The sequence below is a fragment of the Brotaphodocola sp. genome, from assembly GCF_050873365.1.
Lineage (GTDB): Bacteria > Bacillota > Clostridia > Lachnospirales > Lachnospiraceae > Brotaphodocola.
In genome coordinates this window covers 56,479-76,167 of record NZ_JBNMIQ010000007.1, presented here as the reverse complement: position 1 = coordinate 76,167, position 19,689 = coordinate 56,479, and the positions used below count along the sequence as shown (strand labels likewise).

Genomic DNA, 19,689 nt, shown 5'->3' with positions numbered 1-19,689 from the left:
ATTTTTGAACATGTTACCCAGAACTTTTTCAAAAGCTCATAGAATCATCCCAAAGGAGGATCATTTTATCATGGATCAAAAACATTCTAGGAAACCTCTGTTTGCACAGCTTGATCTCTTTGATACCGTGTTCGCATTTTTGTGTATCACCGCTCTGTGCATCTGGTTCGTCGTCAGTCCGGAGCGTTCCTCGCAGGTTCTCTCCTCGATCCGCAGTTTTCTCGGCGATGAGATGGGAAGTTATTACCTGCTGATCGGTCTCGGCGTCTTCCTGTGCTCCCTGTATCTGGCATTTTCCCGTTTTGGACAGATCCGACTCGGAAACCTCGAAAAACCGCAGTACTCTGGCTTTCAATGGGGCGCGATGATGTTCACGGCCGGACTCGCTGCCGACATTCTGTTCTACTCCTGCTGTGAATGGATGCTCTACGCCTCTGATCCGCATATCGCAGAGATGGGGGCGATTCAGGACTGGGCTTCCACCTATCCGCTGTTTCACTGGGGTCCGATCCCATGGGGATTCTATGTGGTTCTCTCCGTCGCTTTCGGATTCATGCTCCATGTCCGCAACCGGGAAAAGCAGAAATATTCGGAATCCTGTCGACCGCTCCTCGGGGACCGCGTGGATGGCTGGGCTGGTCGCCTCATCGATCTCGTCGCTGTCTTCGCGCTTCTCGCCGGAACGGCAACGACGTTCTCTCTTGCGACCCCTCTGCTCTCCCTTGCAATCAGCCGCGTGACCGGAATCCCGCAGACCACAGGTCTGACAATCCTGATCCTGATTGTTGTCTGCGCGATCTACACCTTTGCAGTCTTCTTTGGCATGAAGGGCGTACAACTCTCCGCTTCCTGCTGTACCTACCTGTTTTTCGGACTTCTCGCCTACGTCTTCTTTTTTGGCGGTGAGACCCGTTTCATCGTGGAGGCAGGGATCACAGCCCTCGGCAACCTCGCACAGAACTTTATCGGACTTGCAACGTGGACGGATTCGATGAGAACCTCCTCATTCCCGCAGACCTGGACGATCTTCTACTGGGCTTACTGGATGGTGTGGTGTGTCGCCGTACCGTTTTTCATCGGCACAATCAGCAAGGGAAGAACAATCCGCCAGACAATTCTCGGCGGTTACCTCTATGGACTTTCCGGCACTTTTACCTCCTTCATTATTCTTGGAAACTACGGACTCGGACTCCAGATGCACGGAAAAATCGATGTGCTGACCACCTATGCCACCGATGGCAACCTCTACCAGGCGATTGTCTCCCTGCTCGGTCAGCTTCCCGCATCAAAATTTGTCCTGATTCTGCTCGTCCTCTGCATGGTGACGTTTTACTCGACCACCTTTGACTCAATCACGATGGTTGCTTCGTCCTACACCTACAAAAAACTCGACCACGATCAGGAACCTGACCGCCGTGTCCGCCTGTTCTGGGCGATTTTCCTGATTCTGCTTCCGGTTGCCCTGCTCTTCTCCGAGAACTCGATGGCAAATCTTCAGACAGTCTCAATCATTGCAGCGTTTCCGGTCGGCATCATCATCCTGATGATTCTCGCGAGCTTTTTCAAGGATGCAAATGACTACCTGAAAGAGAGCGAAGCCGAACAGTCCAAGGATAACAAAAATCCAAAACATAGAACGCAGAAAAACTAGGCACGAATCGCCCACAATCATCCATGCAAAAGAACGCAATTTCTTATCATACCTCATACAAAAAAAGACTGGTTCTTGCCATCTGTCACGATTTGCAAGAACCAGTCCCAACTTCTTCTAATTCCAATTTTCAGGTTTCATCCGGATTGTTTACTCAAATTACTTTCCAAAATCTAAATCTTTTTAATCCAGATTTCATGATCTCATGCATCCATATTTCACAATTTCACGTATCCACCTCTTATAAATCCATCTCTCCCGGATTCTTCAGATTATCCGTCTTCTCCACAATATAGATCGGTCTGTCCTTGAGTTCACTGAACAGAATCGCCATGTACTCCCCGATGATCCCGACAATCACAAAGAGGACTGCAAACATAAAGCAGTTTAAAATCACAATCGTCGCATATCCGCTCGGTGCTCCCTGCCTTGTGCACAGCGTATAGATCATCACCGCAAGTCCGAAGCACACTGCTCCGACACCCGCATACATGCCAAGCTTCAAGGGCAGATTGGAAAAGCACATGATCGTGTTCATCGAAAATGCAAACAGTTTTCTGAGACTGTATTTGCTGTGACCCGCCACGCGGTCCTGCGCCTCGTACTCGATGATTCCCTGCTTAAATCCGATGCTCTGCACATATCCGCGCAGGAAACGCACCCTCTCGCGGTAATTTTTCCGAAGCACATCCCCCGCCTGTCTTGAGACGGCAAAAAAGTCGGAGGCATTCGGCTCGAATTTCACATCGGAAAGCGCATTGATCAGCGCATAGAAGCCTGCGGAGGTAATATTTTTAATCAGTCCCGCCGAGCGGTTTTTCGTCCTGACCATGCTGATGACCCCACAGCCCTCCTCCAGCTTTTCAATGATTGCCGGAAGACACTGGGGCGGATGCTGAAGATCCGCGTCCATGCACACAATCGCATCGCCGGACGCATAATCGATCCCCGCAATCATCGCAGACTCATGCCCAAAGTTTCTGGAAAAATAAATCACCTTTACCTTTTGATTTTTCTGTGCGAGATCCCGCAAAATCTCTGCACTTCGATCTTTACTTCCGTCATTGACAAACACAAGCTCGTAATCCCAGTCAAGACTCTCCAAAATCGGCTTTGTTGTCTCGTAGAACATCGGAAGTGCCTGCTCCTCATTGTATACAGACACCACGACGGACAATACTTTCTTCATGTCATTTCCCTCGTCTCAGAGTTTCCTGTCTAAGTTTCCTGTCCAAGTTTTTTGTCTGAGTTTTCCATCTAACTCTTCTGTCTGACTTTTCCGTCTGATTTTTTGTTCGACTTTCCCGTCAAAATCCGTATCAAACTTCCTGTTATCGATCTGACTTTTTCAATCAAACTTCCTCATCAAACACCTGAATCTCAATCGTGGAATGGCTTGGAACCCGCTTGTCCTCCGGCGGAAGTTTCATGTAATCCCCATAAATCCACGTCAGCACCTCATCCCAGTGGGAGGATGCCATCAGCTTCGTGTCGCAGAATTCCAGGTCCACGATGTCCTCACACCATTCCTTCTGAAGTGTCACATAGAGGTAATCCGGCTGATAATTGCTGTAATAAAGTTTTGGACTCTTCTTTTTGTGATCCCGGAGTGCCACCATTCTCTGCAAACGGAAGAGCACAGAGAGCGGAACGAACTTGCCGACTGTCGACATTCCTCCGACTGCGAGCTTGTGGAACAGGCTGTACTTGCTGAAATCAAGGTGATAGCGATGACCCATCGCCATTCCGTAAATGATCTTGTGCATCAGAAGCGTCGCCGTCGCATCCAGCTTGTTTGCCGGGAGCGTGTCGATCGTGAACAGATCCACCCAGAGATGGTTGAGCTTTCCGCCATAGAACGCCATCTCCTCGGACTCCTCATGGGTACGGCTGTTCTTGTAGATAATTCGCGCCGTGAAATCATAAAATGCCTTTCCGTCCCGGTAGCTCCACGGCATCACCAGCTCCATCGTGTCGGGAAGTTCCCGGCGAACTACTTTCATGAATGCCTCATAGTTGTTTCTCGTAAATGCCACATCGGCATCGTCATCCCACGGGATAAATCCCTTGTGGCGAACGGCTCCGAGAAGCGTGCCCGCATCCAGCATGTATCGAATCTTATATTTTCGGCAAATCCGGTCGATCTCCTTGAGAATTTTCAGATTTGTCTCATGCACTCTGGTCAGATCATATTCCATATCGTATCCCTCCGCTCCCTTCTCTACTTCTGTGCGTCCAGTGCCTCCTTGATCGTCTCTGCCATGTAGTCGATCATCTCATCCGTCATTCCCGGATAAACGCCAATCCAGAACGTGTCTCTCATGATTCGGTCAGTCACAGCCAGATCTCCGACAACACGATATCCGGTTCCACTCTCGCGCATCTGGTCAAAGCACGGATGCTTGATTAAGTTTCCTGCAAACAGCATACGGGTCTGAACACCCTTCTTCTCCACATACTGAACAAGCGCATTTCGATCAACGCCTTCCTTGCAGGTGATCAGGAAACCAAACCAGCTCGGGCGTGATCCCGGACATGCTTCCGGCAGAATCAGTCTGTCCTCGGTTCCGGCAAGTGCCGTCTTCAAACGGTCGAAATTGTGTCTACGGCGCTCCACAAATCCCGGGAACTTGTCGAGCTGTGCACAGCCGATCGATGCCTGAAGATCTGTTGCCTTTAAATTATATCCAAAATGGGAGTACACATATTTGTGATCATAGCCGAGCGGAAGCTCTCCGTACTGACGGTCGAAACGGTGACCGCAAAGATTGTCGCGTCCGGACGGGCAGACACAGTCACGACCCCAGTCGCGGAACGAGCGGATGATCTTGTTTAACAGCGGATTGTCCGTGTAGACAGCGCCACCTTCTCCCATCGTCATGTGGTGAGGCGGATAGAAGCTCGAAGTTCCGATGTCTCCGATCGTTCCGGTGAAACGCTCCTCTCCATCAATCTCATACCGGCTTCCGAGTGCATCACAGTTGTCCTCGATCAGCCACAGGTTATGGCGATCACAGAAGGCTTTTACTGCACCGAGATCGAACGGATTGCCGAGCGTGTGCGCAATCATCACTGCCTTCGTCTTCTCCGAGTAAGCAGACTCAAGCTGAGTCACATCGATGTTGTACTGCGGAATCGTCACGTCGACAAAGACCGGAACAGCGCCGTACTGAATCATCGGTGTCACCGTCGTCGGGAAACCTGCTGCAACCGTGATGATCTCATCCCCGCGTTTTACCTGACGATCTCCGAGAAGCGGAGAGGTCAGCGCCATAAATGCATTCAGGTTCGCAGAAGAACCGGAATTGACAAGCGAGCAGTATCTGACTCCGAGATACTTTGCCAGCTTTGCCTCGAACTCATCAGTGTATCGTCCTGACGTCAGCCAGAATTCCAGCGCACTGTCCACAAGGTTGACCATCTCATTTGCATCATAGACTCTCGATGCATACGGAATTCGATCTCCCGGCTCAAACTCTTTTTTATTTTTGATGTGGTAATTCTCACAGTAGTCTGCCACCAGATCCAGAATCTGCTGACGTGCCTCTTCCTGTTTCTTATCCATCTCGCAATCCATCCTTTCTCTCACCGCTTCATTTTTTCACGTTTTCTCAAACTTTTACCGTTTATTCATGCTTCGCACAAACTTTTCATTTTCTCAAACAACGACCCTAGAACTCCCGAATCTGGCGATCGGTAACCTCGAGCATATCCTCCCCATCAAGGTAGGCTTTCGACCACTCCACCGTCTTCTCAAGCGCCTCCGCGATGTGCCATCTCGGTTGCCATCCAAAGACATGCTTGATGTGAGAACAGTCGAGCTTCAGGAAGTTCGCCTCGTGAGGGCCTCCGTCATGCTGGTTTTCCCAGTCCGCCTGCTCGCCCCAGGCATCGCAGAACAGCGTCACAAGCTCTCCTGTCGTCACGCAGTCGCACTCATCCGGTCCAACGTTGTAATATCCCGCATACGTTCCGTCCTCATACTGTCTCTCAAGGATCTCAAGATAGGCAAACAACGGTTCCAACACATGCTGATACGGGCGCGTGGAATAAGGATTTCTCACGCCGATCGTCTTGCCGACTGCCATTGCGCGCACGCAGTCCGGAATGATTCGATCGTTCGCAAAATCTCCGCCACCGATCACATTTCCGGCGCGAGCCGTCGAGATCGCGCACCGTCCATCCTGAAAGAACGATTTCTGGTAGCTGTGTGTCACCAGCTCCGAGCAGGACTTGCTGTTTGAGTACGGATCGTAGCCGTCGAGCGGATCGCACTCACGGTAGCCATATTCCCACTCGCGATTTTCATACACCTTATCGGTCGTCACATTTAAAAGGGACTTCACCGACGGAGTCTGGCGCGCACACTCAAGCAGATGAACGGTTCCCATCACATTCGTCTCGTAGGTGTAAACCGGATCTCGATAGGAATCTCTCACGATCGGCTGAGCAGCCAGATGAATCACAAGCTCCGGCTGTACACGATCAAACACCTTCTTCATGGCGCTGAAATCGCGGATATCTCCGATCACCGAGTCCATCGTGTCTTCAAGCCCGAGAATCTGAAACATCGAAGGCTCTGTCGGTGGCTGAAGAGAAAATCCGGTCACCTCTGCCCCTGCCAGTGTCAGAATCCGGCAAAGCCACGAACCCTTAAATCCGGTATGACCGGTCACAAGAATCCGTCTTCCTCTATAAAATTTTTCACATGCTTCCAGATTGTATCTGCTTATCTTCAACCACCTCTCCACCTTTCTTATCTAATATCCAATCTTAACTAATCTTTCCAGATTTTCCACGGAGCCTGCTTCGACTGCCACAGCTCCTCCAACTTTTTCATCTCTCTCTGTGTATCCATGCACTGCCAGAATCCATCATGATAGAACGACATCAGCTCCCCCTCACTTGCGAGTCTCTGCATCGGCTCCTGCTCAAATACCGTCTGGTCATCCTTCAGGTAATCAAATACCTGCGGATTCATCACCATAAATCCACCGTTGATGACTGCTCCGTCTGAATCCGATTTCTCGCGGAATGAACGGATCACGTTGTCCGGTCCGATGTCGAGAACGCCCTTCTGCTGACCGATGTTTACCGTCGTGATCGTCGCAATGCGTCCGTGACTCTTGTGAAACTTCACAAGTGCCTCAAGATCAACGTTGCAGACTCCATCGCCGTAGGTCAGCATGAACGGCTCATCGCCGATGTACGGCTGAATCCGTTTGACACGACCACCTGTCATCGTGTGAAGACCCGTGTCCACGAGCGTCACCTTCCACGGCTCTGCATAGTTGTTGTGTACCTCCATCTTGTTGTTTGCAAGATCAAAGGTCACATCTGAGGTGTGAAGGAAGTAATCCGCAAAGAACTCCTTCACCACATACTGCTTATATCCCAGACAGATCACGAAATCATGGAAGCCAAATTCCGAGTAATATTTCATGATATGCCAGAGAATCGGTCTGCCCCCGATCTCAATCATCGGCTTCGGCTTCAGATGGCTCTCTTCACTGATTCTTGTTCCAAGACCTCCTGCAAGAATTACCACTTTCATAAATGTATTTCCTTTCTCTTCTCTGTACTTCTCTTTCTGCACAGCAACCTCTATCCTGTTCTGCACTCTTCTGTGGTTCTGCACTCTTCTGTGGTTTTGTACTCCACACTCTCCACTCTACTCTGCCGTCATTTTCAAAAGCAGGGCGAGCTTTGTCGTTCCTCTCTGCTCCATCGCATTCGGAACAAAGAAATTCGTCTCAAACCGAAGCGTCACAACATCATACGGCTCTGCCTCGATCTCCGTCTCCACCGAAGTCTCCGTAAAGTGCAGGTAATCGACCGGCTCGTCATTGACATAGACAGTCAGCCACTGGTCATCCGTCAGATCGCGCGGATAGGTGAAACTCAGATGAATCTTTCCCGTCTTTCCCGCCATGACCTGAACCTTCGACTTCTCATCAATCCAGCCATCATCATAAAATCCATAGATCGGACGACATTTGAACGTCTTGACCACATGCGTCACATCCTGAAAACGATTGTGCTCCGGATCTTCCTGAATCACGAGCATGTTGTCATCGACAAGACCAAACTGGCGCACATCACTCACATGAACGACGCGCGTGCTATCCTCTCTCTTGAGCGGATCGAAGACGCGGAAGAAATTCTCTGCCGTGAAGTCTTCCATCTCAAAATTTTTGCCGACCACAAAGATATTTTTTCCAAAGATTCCGACTCCATAGTTGCCGTAAGTCTCCTCTGCAAGAGAGTTGTATCTCTCCTGATCCGCCCAGTAATACAAATTCGGGTACAGACCGCGGTAATAATTCTCAACCGGAAGCATCAGCACCACATAGACCGTCAGCACAGACAGATACGGAAACGCCTGAAGCCAGATGCCTTTCTCCGCCATTCCCTCTGTCAGCACGCCGTAAATCCACGCCATAAACAGAAGCGCCGTCGCATAGGAGACATAGACCCATCTCATCTCCACGCGGATCGTCACACTCGAGCAGGCAATGCACGCGCCGATGAACATCACAAACAGCACAACCGTCTGGATTCTCTCCACGCGCTTCGCCTTTTTCTGAATCAGGCGTATAAACAGCGCAACAACCATCACAATCAGCATCAGATCTGCGATTGCAATCATCATCATGACCCAGAGCGGAGCTTCGCGGAAATTCTGACCGTTCAAATGCTCTGGTCCCGCATTGATTCCGAACAGGTAGGCAATCTGACTCAGCGCAAACTTGATCACAGAGCTGACCGACATTGTATCTGCGACATCCGTTCCACCCGTTCCCGCAGGAGCAACCGTGCCGATCACAAAGAAACGGATCAGCTGAACCACTGCAAATGAGACTGCCGGTGCAATCCACTGGCGCACATCCTTCTCCTTGCGAAACAACAGAACGAGGAAAAACAGCGGAAGAAGCACCATATATCTCTCATGGACAAAGCAGACTGCAAAGTAGAGTCCGCTCGCGAGAAACATCCGGCGGTCTCCCTTTCCGTCATGCTCATGAAGAACCTGATACAGAAGATAAAGAATCGCAATCGCCAGCCACAGTGCCATCGTCTCCATCAGTCCAAGTGCCTGTCCAATCTGGTAGTAGGACATGCGGGACATCAAAAAGATCAGCGCAAACAGAATTCCTAAATATCTGCTCCGGCTGAAACTGCGCGCCATCCGGTAAAGCGTGTATGCAAGACCGGTGTTCAGCAGGATATTAAACGGGACGTACCAGCCCACATGCGGTCCAAAGATCGCCATCTCGACCCATGCCACCAAATTGTAGAGAAACCGGCATCTGCTTCCGCCGAACGTGAAGATCGCCTGAAGAAAGGACTCTGAATTGTAACTGTACCACTGATACAGATCATCCATATAAAGTCCCTCGATCTCCATATGCCGATTGACAAAGAAGGCAAATGCCCCAAGCAGGCACACAATCAGAAGCTCTGACCGCCACTCAATCTGACGCTTGACAAAATTGTGCTTGAGTCCTTCCCCCTCCCTGTCTTTTCTCTGTACATGTTTTCTTTCCATGATAACTCTCCTAAATGATAACTCTCCTAAATATATTTTCTATTCTCGCCTACTTCTCATAGGCAGAATACGCCCCGCGGTAGAAAAACATCAGCACACGGACAATCCAGTCGGGCCAGATCTTTCGGTACATCTCTGTCTCCTCCTTTGAGCGCCGGTTGTTCTCGATGCACGCCTTCGTCGTCGCCCCATCGTGAATCCGGTATCCGATCAGCGGGCGTTCCACACAGACAAACCGCCCCTTCTGTCCCGCAAACTTCCACATCATATCCCAGTCCAGCGCAAACTTGTACGGGGAATCAAAGAGCGGTCTTGTAAGCAACTCCAGATTATAAGTGCAGGACGGACAGATGATCGGATTTCCAAACATCAGTGCCATCCGTTTGACTCCGGTTCTATCTGCAAGCGGGCGCAGGCGCAGAGGCAGGCGCAGAAGTTTCTTTACAAAGTGAATCAGCCCAGGCCGTTCGGTCTTTCCATTTCGCAGAATCACACAGTCCGTCGTGAACACCGAAGCATCCGGATAACGCTCCCAGCAATCTTTCACCGCCTTCGCATAATCCCGGTGGTAGACGTCATCCTGATGTGCGATCGTCACAAGGCGCGTCTTCGCATTTGCACACGCAAAGTTCCAGTCCTCCTGAATGTCGCTCTGTCCCTCGCGCACAAACAGCGGAAGGTCGTACTTCTTTGCGATCTCCTCGATAAACGCACTCGGCGTCGAGGTGCACAGGATGATCTCGGACGGTTCCGACTGGCGTTTCAGCGAGCGGATGCACTCCTCCAAATACAGGGAATCTTTGTATGCACAGACTGCAAATGTATGATCGATGTGATGATCCATTCTCATTACTCCTTAAAAAAGTGCTCCTCAAGCATCAGACAGAGCGCGTGGTAAACCGGAAGATGAAGTTCCTGAATCTTAAATGTCTCAGACTCCGGCACAATGATTGCGACATCCGCACGTTTTCCGAGAATTCCGCCATTCTTTCCGGTCAGTCCGATCACGGAAATCCCCTTTGCCTTCGCCATCGTCACCGCATAGTCGATATTTTTGGAATTTCCGGACGTGGAAATTGCCAAAAAGACATCCCCAGCTCTGCCATACCCGCAGACCTGCTGGGCAAACGTCATATCTCCGTTGACATCATTCGCAAATGCGGTCGAGAGTCCTGCATGTCCGGTCAGCGCAATCGCCATGAGACCGCCCTGAAGCGAGCGCGCAAGGTCCTCTCCGTGTTCCAGACTTTCCTGACAGATCTTCTGCTGAAGCTCTTCCGGCAGAGGTCTGCGCTTTACAAATCCCTTCATCAGCTCCCCGACAATGTGCTCGGAGTCCGCACAGCTCCCGCCATTTCCCGCAATCAGCAGTTTGCCGTCGTGCTCATAGCAGTCTCTGAGCCGTTCATAAGCATTTAAAATCTCCGTCTTCACAGCTTCCAGCTTCGGATAGCGCTCTGTCAGCTCATCAAGAATCTTCGCTTCCTTCTCTGATAATCCCTGTGTCATGTTTCCTGTTTTGTTCCTTTCTCAAAATCATTGCTGTTCAAAAAAGTTCTTATTTTTTCTATTTATGCCTAACAATTTATACTTAGCAATTTATGCCTGTTCATTTATACCTATTAATTATACACCATCAATGCTTGTTCAAGATTTCCTCTACTGCCTCAAGAAGCGTGTCGGCATAGAAATCCCACGGAAGGCTCTCTCCCTCGTGCAGATTTTCTTCTGCCTTCGCTCTCTCTTCAACACCGTAACCGGTTCCGACCAGAATCGTGTGCACGCCGTAATTGCGTCCGGCCTCCACATCGATCTTCTTATCCCCGATCATCCAGGAATGTTCCTTGTCAATCTCGTAGTACTGTTCTGCCATCTCAAACATCCCTGTCTCCGGCTTCCGGCAGTGACAGGTCTTCTTGTAAACACCGATTCCATGTTCCGGGTGGTGCGGGCAATAAAAGAAATGGTCAATCTGCGCGCCCTGTGGTGCAAGAAGTTCGTTCATGTAGGCGTGCAGGCTGACTACCTCATCCTCTCCGTAGTATCCCCGCGCGACACCAGCCTGATTCGTCACCACGACAAGGCGGTATCCTGCCCGCTTGAGCGCGCCAAGTGCCTGTGCGACTCCGGGCAGAAGCACGAGATCCTCTTTTCTGTGCAGGTAGTTGACTTCCTCATTCAGCGTGCCATCTCGGTCAAGAAAAATCACTCTCTCCATCGTCTCCTGGCTGTCCTCCCATGTTCATTAGACCTGTTACGATTTTCTTGTTTTTCTTAGTATGTTCCTTTTTTCTGGTGCTCTCATTCTTTTATTTCTCGAGTACTTACACCTCAAACTTGTAGTCCCCGTTTGGCAGATGAACCTTCACCTCATTGTAATCCCAGCGATCCTCATCTGCAATCCATGACTGGGCACCGCGAAGCTCAAAGTTCCAGTCTGCGAGCTGACCGCCGACCTGCTCCATGCGCTCTGCGACCTTGTGCTTGACGTTGTACGGGCAGTACATCAGAAGATAACCGCCTCCGCCTGCTCCGAGGAGCTTTCCGCCAAGCGCGCCCGCCTTCTTTGCCTCCTCATAGAGCACATCGATCTGCGGGTTCGTGATCTTACTGCTCATGCGCTTCTTGCTCTCCCAACCATAGTCGAGAAGTTTTCCGAAACTGTGCAGATTTCCTTTTAAAAGCTCATCCTTCATCGCATAAGCGAGTGCCTTGACTTCGCACATCGCGTCAAACGCATCCTTTTTCTCGTAGTTCTTGACCTGATCCTGAATGATGTTTGCGGAAACGTGGATATTTCCGGTGTAGCACAGAAGCAGGTTGTACTGCAACTCATGGATGATGTCCTTCTTGATTCTGAGCGGATTTACGACCACGTTGTTCCGTCCGTGGAACTCAATGAAGTTAAATCCGCCAAACACCGCTGCATACTGGTCCTGGTATCCTCCGGCAATCTTCAAATCCTCACGCTCCACCTGATAGGCAAGGTCAGCAAGACGATATCCATCCATCTCGATTCCCTTCCAGCGCGCCATTGCAACGAGAAGTGCCACCATCACCGTCGAGGATGTTCCAAGTCCCGATCCCGGCGGTGCATCACACTGAAGATAAACTTCACAGCCCTGCTTGATCTCCATCGCCTTGAGTGCCGCGGTGACGAGATCGAGTCTGCCGTCATACACATAGTTTTCTTTCGTATTGTATTTGACCGTCATATCAAAATCAAGCGAATGCACGATAATCTGATCATCTGTTCTCGGCACGATCGAACAGTACGCATACTTATTGATCGTACTTCCAATGATGGCTCCACCCTGCTCCACACAGAATGGTGCTACATCCGTACCGCCTCCGCCAAAGCTCACGCGCAGAGGCGCTCTTCCTCGAATTACCATCGGATTACCCCTTTCTTCACATCGTCCATAAACTGATAGTATGCCTCCGGAATTCCGATATCGATAAAATAGCCATCATGCACGAATCCGCCAAGTCTCCGCTTCTCGCCAAGCCACTTCGGAATCATCTCATTTTCAAGGGAAACTTTTCCCTCCGGAATCTCGTCGAGAAGCTCTCTCTTCATATAATAAATTCCGCCGTTGATCGTTCCCGGGCGCGCCTCACTCGTCTTCTCATTGAATCCCGTGAGCATACCCTGATCGAGAGTCGCCTCGCCGTAGCGGGAAATGTCCGGAACTTCCCGGAGCACAAGAGCCAGATCCAGATCCTTCTGCGCCTGCATCTGTGCAAGTCTGCTGTAATCAATCTGATAGAAGGTATCCGCATTCAGCACATAGAAGGCATCTTCCGTCACGAGCTTTCCCGCATTCTTGATCGCACCGGCTGTTCCGAGAAGTTCCTTCTCATAAGCATACTGAATCTTAATCGGGGTCTGATCCGGAGCGGTGAAACGGCTTCCGTCCCCGAAATACTCCTCCACCATCGAGCCCTTGTAACCCACTGCAAAGATGATGTCCGTGATTCCATGCTTTGCAAGTTCATGAACCACATATTCCATAAATGGTTTATCCTGTATCAGTGCCATCGGCTTGGGTCTGTCGCTCACCACACTGCGCAGACGCGTTCCAAGACCACCGGCGAGTAAAATTGCCTGCATTTTTCATTCTCCCATATTGCTAAAATATTGTTCTCTTGGTTTTTTCTTTTGGTCATCCAACCACACATCTGGTTATCCAACCGTACACGTTTCCATTTACTACCCGAACAGTATATCATTTTCTTGTCAAAGATTCCACCCACTTCATAAATCTGTAATAAGAGATTTTTTTAGAAACGAAGAACCCACCAGGAATTCATATCCCTTCCTGGCAGGTTCTCTCTAATCCTTTTCATCCCGTATACATATAACTCAGAGTGGATGTCCCCCTCCTCTATAGGTGGGGGTATCACAAACTTTCTCAGGAGGGGAGACAATCCCCTTCTGAGTTATACGCTCCGCGAGGATGCGCAGTGATTTTGATAAGAAAATGTCAGCAGAGCTGACCAAAATCACGCGCCAAGTCTCTGCGAGCGTCGACTTGAATTCTGCATACTCAAATAATCACTACATCCTTATCACAAATCACAATCAGGCTATCGAAAAGCTCCGATGGCGGGAAAGTACAGGCAAACCCGTGTGAAATGTCGGTGTTTAGATCGCGTATTTTGCGATCTTATGCACCGCTACATTGAACTCGGAGCGAGAGCGCGTTTGCATGACTTTTCCCGCCTGAGGAGCTCCCTGCATCATACCTCTTGCTTCTTACTCCTTGCTTCTTGCCCTTTGCTTCTTGCTCCTTACATTTTCACGCTTAGATTTTATCTCTTAAAATCATCCTCAATCCGCTTCCACGCAGCATCCATGCTGAAATGCTGGCGGATATAGGTCTGCGTCTTTTCACAGAGCGCACGGCATTCATCCGGATTCTGATAGAGACGAACCGTCATCTCTGCGAACTGCTCCGGATCATCCTCGACGAGAAGTACATCCTCGACATTCGGGATGCCCTCCGCTCCGACAGACGTCGTGACGATCGGCGCTCCGTTGTAGATTGCCTCGACAACCTTACCCTTTACGCCTGCGCCGTACCGCAGAGGAACCACAACGATTCTGCTCGTCGCATAAAGCTCACTCAGCTCTTCCTCTGAGACGAATCCCTTGATGACCACTCCATTTCCCGGCTCTGCAAGCGCCTTGATCTCATCGGTCACCTTCGATCCAACCACATAGAAGTCCGGCGGGGTCTGGCCCTGAGCCTGCATCTTCTCGCGAATCCGCGGATAGATCTCTTTCACGAACCACAGAACCGCATCAGCGTTCGGCGGATGTGCGAAACCTCCGACAAACAGCAGTCCTTCCCTCTTCGCAAAGTCTTCCTGAATATCACTCTTGAACTCATCAAAGACATAGGCCGTGATGTCCTTGACATTGATCGTCGGATCGATCTCATGGATCGCATCGCGCTCGACATAGGACGGGTAGTAGGAAACCGCAGCCTTGCTCATCAGAGTCAGCTCCACCGATTTCCAGTACTCGGCATTCTCGCGAATCTTCGGATCTCCGGTGATCTGGTACTCTCTGCTCTCTCTGAGGAAATGCAGATCATGACCATAGTAGATCACCTTGATGTCGGTGTTGTCGAGAATGTAATCGACATACTTCGATGCGATGTGCGGGCGGTTCAGGTAAGCAACCGCAATGTCATCGCCGTGATCTCTGAGCCAATCCCAGATTTTCACCTGATACTCCGGTCCGTAGAGCACCTCAATTCCCATCTGCTCAAGCGTCGTCGTGTACGGCTCCTCATTCATGAAATTGTCACCGAGGAATTTTACGACAAATCCCTTCTTGATGAACATCTTCAAGTACTCAAATGTCGTCTTGGAACCGGCATCCTTGTCGTAGGTCGGCACATAGTGGTCGACAACGAGGATGATCGGCTTGCCCTTACTGCGCTCTCTTGCGCGGAACGGGTCCGGATTTCCGTCGTTCTCACACTGCTTCTTGAACTCCTCCGCCCACTTTTCCTTGAGCTTCTTGGAGTTTGCAACCTGATAACGCTTGAGTCCGGTTCCCTGCACATCGGTTCCGTTGGAAACGCCCTCGAAGTGGATAACTTTTGAGAGTGGCTGGTAAACCACGCGGTATCCGGCTTTTCTGACCTCAAAAGCGAGATCGGAATCCTCACAGTATGCCGGTGCAAATCGGGTATCGAATCCTCCGATCTGCTTCCACAGATCAACGGACAGAAGAATCGCTGCTCCGGAAATGTAGTCGACATCCTTGACGTAGTTGTATTCCGGCTTATCCGGATTGTCGAGACGACCGTAGTTCCAGCCCGATCCATCGCTCCAGATGATTCCGCCGGCCTCCTGAAGTCGTCCATCTGGGTATACGAGCTTTGATCCGACCATTCCGATCGTCGAGTCGGACTCGATCAGCTGAACAAGAGAGGATAACCAGCCCTCGGTCACCTGCGTATCGTTGTTGAGGAACATCACATACTTACCACGGGCATGGCGCGCCGCATTGTTGCAGTTTCTGAGGAAGCCCTGGTTCGTACTGTTTCGGCAGATCACAAGCCCCTCCGCAAACTCTCCGAGGCGAGAGGTCGCATCGGTCGACACATCGTCTGCAATGATGACCTCATATGTCACATCCTTCGTGTGCTCAAGAATCGAGAGCAGGCACGCATAGGTGTAGTGAATCTGATTGTAAACCGGAATCACGATCGATACCTGCGGGTTCTCGACCTTCTCAAAGTGAAGTTTTCCGTGCTGACGGTAGATCTCTCCGATGTTGAAATCTCCATCGCGCAGGTTGCGTCCCTCCGGAGTCGAGTACAACTTCATCGAGCGAACCGGATGCAACAGGTATTCCTTCTTATAAGAAAGGCGTTTGCGCTCCACCGATCCTCTCGGATATTTCTGGTTGAACTTGTCGCCAAGTTTCCGGCGGATCTTGAACAGAATCGCCTCATGCTTGTTGAGGTAGTTGAGCGTCTTTCCGAGTTCTCCGTTCTCATGGCGCAGAGCTGCGATGATTGCCTCAAGGTTTGTCACATGGTTGTTCGTCAAACGCTGTACCTCTGTGATCTTGCGGATCTCCACATCCTTCTCTCGGCTGTGAATCTTCATCTGCTCAATGCGCTCTCTCGCACGCGCAAGATCGCTCTCGGTCTGGCGGATCTCGCGGATTCCGCGGGAGTAAACCATGTAGTTGCCAAGGTAGAGTTGCTGATTCTCCCCGTGCACATAGTTCTGGAAGTTCTCCTCCATCTTGCGGTAGATCTCCGCCATCTCCGGTGTGATCTCAAACAGCGCAAGCACGCTGTCGAGATCGAGCTGACCGAGGACGCTGTGATACTGCTCATAGAAATAGTACAAAATTCGATATTTCACAAAATGCTCTGGAATCGGGAAGAGGAAGACCCACTCGTAGTCCAGACAGAAAATTCCGTTCTTTGTGAGAAGCATATTTTCAAACAGCGCATCGATGTTGGAAACCTTGCAGGCGGTGTCGCTTGCAAGAACAGATTTCTCCTCGTCAGTGAGTCCCGCTCCAAATACCTCGTCAAACTCCTCTGTCTCAGAAAATGCGCTTCTGTACTCCGGAGCAATGTCGTAAATCTGCTCCATCGCCTCCTTGAGTGCTGTCGCCGGAACCTGTCCATTCTGGATCTGCTCTCCGAGCTTCTCCGCCCAGGTCTGTCCCTTTAAATACGGGAAATATGCGGAATTTCCATTTTCCTCACAGAATGCCTTTGCGACTTTGAGCGTGCGGTGCTGTTTCGTCAGTGCCTGATACTTCTTCTCAAATGACCAGATGTGCTCTGCTCCATCAAGGCTCAGAGCGGACTTCTCGACATAGCGCTTCCAGACTTTATTTGAGTGACCCGGATTTCCTGCATTCTGAACCGATGCCGAATTTACGCTTGCCGACTGCTCGTTCTCTGCGCCCTCTGTATCTGCGCTCTCTGTACCTGCACCAACAGAATTCTGCACTTCCTGCATTTCCTGTGCTTTTTGCATTTTCTGCATATCCTGCATTTCCTGCAAATTCTCATACGGTGCCGGTGCACTCTGCTCAGTCAGTCGCTCACAGATACAGGTCTTGATCTGGAACTGCTCTCTGCGCGTCTTATTGTACTTGATATAAATCCGGCGGTCGCTTGCCTGCATGCTTGCGTTCGCCTGCCAGAATACAAGATAGGAGTTTGCATACAAGTCAAAGACACCTGCCTCGCAGACCTCATCAAACTTCTCTCCCATATCCATCATGTGATACGGCGGATAATCATACGCCGGTGTCACACGCGTCAGATCTCCCTTTTTCGGAAGATACTGATCGGAATAAATGCTGACCGGTGTGCGGTAATCCGGCATCGGATAGTAAAATTCTGCCCGACCGGACATCCTCATGGTCGTTTCTGTTCCATAGAGAAGCTCGAGAATCCGCTTCTTGGAAAGCGCATTCTCCTCTTCCCTGCTTCCCGCAAAATACTTCATGCCGAGCGTATTTGCGACTGCGATAATCAGAACGCCGTCCGGCGCAAGCAGAGACTTCGCCGTCTGAATCTGCTCCTCATACGGTGCTTCAAGCGTTCCCGCAAACACAATGTAATCGTATTTCTGTTCTGATTTCCGGGCATCCTCCGCCTCTTTTTTATGCTTCTGCGCATAATCAGAGAGCGTGCCCTCCTCATAACGAATGTTCGGCGCGCCCGGATACCGCATTTGCACGGTCTCAAGCGCTTTCTTGCTCTCATCAAGAACCGTCACCCGGCTCACACTTCTGCGGAACAGTCCGGTCATCGCACCGTAGTCTGCACCGACCTGCAACAGAGAGGCATCTGACCGAAAATCATACCACTCGAGCAGAAGCTCTCTCTGGCTGGAAAGTGCATACAGATAGTCAAGGCGACTGTTCTGCTCAAGAATCTCCCGAACATTTCCCTTATGCTCTTTTAAGAGTGCCTGTATTTCCTCATCAATCTTTTTCATTCTACTGGTTTCCTTTTTCTTCCTGCGTGCCCGACGGCTTTAAAACTGCCTCGACCTCAGATTCCATATCGTAAACGCCCACGGTGTTCTTGTTGGAGATGACCGTGATATTTGCAATGTCGTACAGACGGTGGTAGACCGTGTGCTCGCCCTGCTCAAATCCGGTACAGCTCATCGAGAGCAGATACTCTCCACCCTGAAGCGTCATCTTCTGGCGGAAGCAGACCTCGTACTCATCGCCGTCCTTGACCGGACGGATATCCGCTCCCTCAAACATTGTGTTCGTTCCCGTCAGATCCGCACCCTTCTTATCCTTAATTGTATAGGTAAAGATCGGTGCCTGAATCGTGTCATAGAAATGAATACGCTCGCGAATCTCAAAATACTCTCCCTTGAGGAGCAGATTCGTGAGGTTTCCTCTCTCATCAAACAGACCAAAGTCATAGAGTTCTGCTTTGCCATTTCCATACTCGGTCTTGCTCGGGTTGATCGTCAGCTTGTCGCGCATCAAGCCCTGATGCACTGCTTTCTGGTGACCACCCGCATGCTTTCCGGTCTGAGAATCCGAAGTTCCTGATCCTGACTTTGCAGAATTCTCCTCATCCCCGATTCCACCGGAAAAATCATTCATCTCGGCAAGCTCTTCCTCAAGCGCGCCCATCTGGTTTGCGAGAATTTTCTTGTAGAGATCGACCATCTTGCCCGGCGCTCCCTCTGCGACGTAATGACCCTTATTTAAAAGGACAACCCTGTCACAGTACTTGATGACACTTCCCATATCGTGCGTTACCATCAGGATCGTCGTTCCGTTCTTACGGATCTCCTCCATTCTGCGGTAACACTTTGACTGGAAGAAGACATCTCCTACCGAGAGTGCCTCATCGACAATCAGAATCTCCGGCTCGACATTGATCGCGAGCGCAAATGCGAGGCGGACAAACATACCACTCGAGTAGGTCTTCACCGGCTGGTAGACGAAGTCCCCGATATCCGCGAACTCCAAAATATCCGGCAATTTCTCCTCCATCTGCTTTCTCGTAAATCCCATCATCGTTCCGTTCATGAACACGTTCTCGATTCCGGTGTAATCCATGTTGAATCCGGCTCCGAGCTCGAGGAGCGCCGAGATCACTCCGCTGACGCGCACATTTCCGGAAGTCGGAGTCAGAACGCCGGTGATGATCTTTAAGATCGTGGACTTTCCCGATCCGTTCGTTCCGATGATGCCAACGGTCTCGCCCTTCTTGACATTGAAGGAAATGTCACTCAGCGCAAAAAAGTCCCTGTGATAATTCTTGTGGGTGACGCTTAAGGATTCCTTCAACCGGTCAATCGGCTTCTCATATAGTTTATAAATCTTGCTTACATTTTGTACCTGAATTGCATATTCGTTGTCTGAAGACATGAAATTTCCTTTCGTTCCTCTCGAGCATGCCAGCAAATGCAGATCTTGCATGTAAATCTCAAATACAGATCTTACATATCGATC

The 19,689-nt window shown here is 50.3% G+C and carries 14 protein-coding genes and 1 pseudogene; 1 reads left to right on the top strand and 14 read right to left on the bottom strand.

The window, feature by feature from the left end; all coding sequences use genetic code 11:
* Positions 1-70: 70 nt before the first annotated feature.
* Positions 71-1,651, top strand: a complete 1,581-nt coding sequence (locus ACR0QT_RS05390; protein ID WP_432629831.1) for a BCCT family transporter — start codon at positions 71-73, stop codon at positions 1,649-1,651.
* A 241-nt stretch (positions 1,652-1,892) separates the two neighbouring features.
* On the opposite strand, the gene ACR0QT_RS05385 is transcribed toward ACR0QT_RS05390, so the two are convergent.
* The 14 genes and pseudogenes from ACR0QT_RS05385 to ACR0QT_RS05320 form a co-directional block, all read right to left on the bottom strand.
* Complete coding sequence (locus ACR0QT_RS05385) at positions 1,893-2,840, bottom strand: glycosyltransferase family 2 protein (RefSeq protein ID WP_432629830.1); 948 nt, start codon at positions 2,838-2,840, stop codon at positions 1,893-1,895.
* 163 nt (positions 2,841-3,003) lie between these two features.
* Positions 3,004-3,849 carry a LicD family protein gene (locus ACR0QT_RS05380; protein ID WP_432629829.1) on the bottom strand — a complete coding sequence of 282 codons (846 nt, stop codon included), beginning with the start codon at positions 3,847-3,849 and terminating at the stop codon, positions 3,004-3,006.
* Between the two features lie 23 nt (positions 3,850-3,872).
* Complete coding sequence (gene rfbH, locus ACR0QT_RS05375; RefSeq protein ID WP_432629828.1) at positions 3,873-5,216, bottom strand: lipopolysaccharide biosynthesis protein RfbH; 1,344 nt, start codon at positions 5,214-5,216, stop codon at positions 3,873-3,875.
* Between the two features lie 106 nt (positions 5,217-5,322).
* On the bottom strand, positions 5,323-6,390 hold the full coding sequence (gene rfbG, locus ACR0QT_RS05370) for a CDP-glucose 4,6-dehydratase (RefSeq protein WP_432629827.1): 1,068 nt from the start codon (positions 6,388-6,390) through the stop codon (positions 5,323-5,325).
* 38 nt (positions 6,391-6,428) lie between these two features.
* Complete coding sequence (rfbF, locus tag ACR0QT_RS05365; RefSeq protein WP_308450944.1) at positions 6,429-7,205, bottom strand: glucose-1-phosphate cytidylyltransferase; 777 nt, start codon at positions 7,203-7,205, stop codon at positions 6,429-6,431.
* A gap of 117 nt (positions 7,206-7,322) precedes the next feature.
* On the bottom strand, positions 7,323-9,200 hold the full coding sequence (locus tag ACR0QT_RS05360) for a hypothetical protein (RefSeq protein ID WP_432629826.1): 1,878 nt from the start codon (positions 9,198-9,200) through the stop codon (positions 7,323-7,325).
* A 49-nt stretch (positions 9,201-9,249) separates the two neighbouring features.
* Positions 9,250-10,044 (bottom strand): glycosyltransferase family A protein, encoded by a 795-nt coding sequence (locus tag ACR0QT_RS05355; RefSeq protein ID WP_432629825.1) that lies wholly within the window; start codon positions 10,042-10,044, stop codon positions 9,250-9,252.
* A gap of 5 nt (positions 10,045-10,049) precedes the next feature.
* On the bottom strand, positions 10,050-10,709 hold the full coding sequence (locus tag ACR0QT_RS05350) for a D-sedoheptulose-7-phosphate isomerase (protein WP_432629824.1): 660 nt from the start codon (positions 10,707-10,709) through the stop codon (positions 10,050-10,052).
* A 127-nt stretch (positions 10,710-10,836) separates the two neighbouring features.
* Complete coding sequence (gene gmhB / locus ACR0QT_RS05345; protein WP_432629823.1) at positions 10,837-11,418, bottom strand: D-glycero-beta-D-manno-heptose 1,7-bisphosphate 7-phosphatase; 582 nt, start codon at positions 11,416-11,418, stop codon at positions 10,837-10,839.
* Between the two features lie 106 nt (positions 11,419-11,524).
* The gene (locus tag ACR0QT_RS05340; protein WP_432629822.1) at positions 11,525-12,595 is read right to left on the bottom strand and encodes a GHMP kinase; all 1,071 of its coding nucleotides are present in this window, start codon (positions 12,593-12,595) and stop codon (positions 11,525-11,527) included.
* Positions 12,589-13,314 carry a nucleotidyltransferase family protein gene (locus ACR0QT_RS05335; protein ID WP_432629821.1) on the bottom strand — a complete coding sequence of 242 codons (726 nt, stop codon included), beginning with the start codon at positions 13,312-13,314 and terminating at the stop codon, positions 12,589-12,591. Before ACR0QT_RS05335 ends, ACR0QT_RS05340 begins: the two co-directional genes overlap by 7 nt.
* 701 nt (positions 13,315-14,015) lie before the next feature.
* Positions 14,016-17,201, bottom strand: a complete 3,186-nt coding sequence (locus tag ACR0QT_RS05330; RefSeq protein WP_432629888.1) for a glycosyltransferase — start codon at positions 17,199-17,201, stop codon at positions 14,016-14,018.
* Between the two features lie 522 nt (positions 17,202-17,723).
* Positions 17,724-18,200, bottom strand: a pseudogene (locus ACR0QT_RS05325) (class I SAM-dependent methyltransferase); the annotation flags it as partial.
* 1 nt (position 18,201) lies between these two features.
* Positions 18,202-19,605, bottom strand: coding sequence for an ABC transporter ATP-binding protein (locus ACR0QT_RS05320; RefSeq protein WP_432629820.1), 1,404 nt, complete (start codon positions 19,603-19,605; stop codon positions 18,202-18,204).
* Positions 19,606-19,689 lie beyond the last annotated feature (84 nt).